This window comes from Acinetobacter sp. 228 (genome assembly GCF_048147885.1).
The window spans coordinates 1-1,077 of record NZ_JAYWYV010000546.1; the positions used below are offsets into that span (position 1 = coordinate 1).

A 1,077-nucleotide genomic window follows, 5' to 3' on the forward strand; every position below is an offset into this window, starting at 1 on the left:
CAAATCCACCATTGATGGTGGCATCTTCCAGACTTCCGCGTTCTGTGGCATAAAAGGCTTCAAGCATGTGTCTTTTTTCCTTACGCAGTCTGATGGAAATTGATGGGTGTATTTTAGACAAGGATTTGCCGAAAAACACTTGCCAATACGCTATTTTGCAAAAAAAAACTCTGTCGATAGTCTAGTTTGTCAGCATGACAGTTCAATAAAACGGTTTTTATACTATGAATTCAATTTGTATTTTCTGTGGTTCATCTCTTGGTTCAAACCCAATCTTTCAACAAATTGCTCAATTAACCGGTGAAGCTATTGCTAAACAAGGTAAAACACTCGTTTATGGCGGTGGCCGTTCTGGTTTAATGGGTGTTGTTGCTGATAGTGCTTTGCAAGCCGGCGGGCAGGTCATTGGGGTAATTCCTCGTGCTTTAGTTGATCGCGAGTTAGCTCATCCTGGACTGACAAAATTATATGTCGTCGAAAATATGCATGAGCGTAAAACCAAAATGGCAGATCTGTCGGACGGTTTTATTGCTTTACCAGGTGGGGCAGGTACATTGGAAGAAATCTTTGAACAATGGACATGGGCACAATTAGGTATTCATCAAAAGCCGTGTGCTTTTCTAAATGTAGCTGGCTTTTATGAAGATTTGCTTAAAATGATTCAAGGAACTGTAGATAACGGATTTAGCCAAGCACGGTTTGTTGATAAATTGATTGCCTCAGACAAAATTGAAGATATTCTTCAACAATTTGAGCAATATCAGGCTCCTGCTCCGAAATGGACAAATGCCGACGTTCAACCATAAATGAGGTTAAATAGGTGAAAACAATTACGGTTGCCGCTGCGGTGATCTTAAATGAACAAAATGAATTATTGCTTGTTAGAAAGCGTAATACACAAGCTTTTATGCAGGTAGGCGGTAAACTGGAGCCGAATGAGGCTCCGGAAACTGCTATACAGCGTGAAATCTTGGAAGAAATAGGCAGCCCGTGTGTAATAGAACAATTTATAGGGCGTTTTGAGACAGCAGCTGCCAATGAACCGGATCATACGCTTATTAGCCATTTATATTTGGT

General features: G+C 40.6%; 3 protein-coding genes. 2 read left to right on the forward strand and 1 reads right to left on the reverse strand.

The features are described 5' to 3' along the window. On the reverse strand, positions 1–67 hold a 67-nt coding region (locus tag VXQ92_RS20650; protein WP_416683034.1), incomplete at its 3' end, for a hypothetical protein. A gap of 157 nt (positions 68–224) precedes the next feature. Between VXQ92_RS20650 and VXQ92_RS20655 the strand changes: the two genes are divergently transcribed. Together VXQ92_RS20655 and VXQ92_RS20660 are read left to right on the forward strand one after the other, a co-directional pair. After that, the gene (locus VXQ92_RS20655) at positions 225–806 is read left to right on the forward strand and encodes a TIGR00730 family Rossman fold protein (protein ID WP_001084310.1); all 582 of its coding nucleotides are present in this window, start codon (positions 225–227) and stop codon (positions 804–806) included. A 14-nt stretch (positions 807–820) separates the two neighbouring features. Next, on the forward strand, positions 821–1,077 hold a 257-nt coding region (locus VXQ92_RS20660; protein ID WP_416683033.1), incomplete at its 3' end, for an NUDIX hydrolase.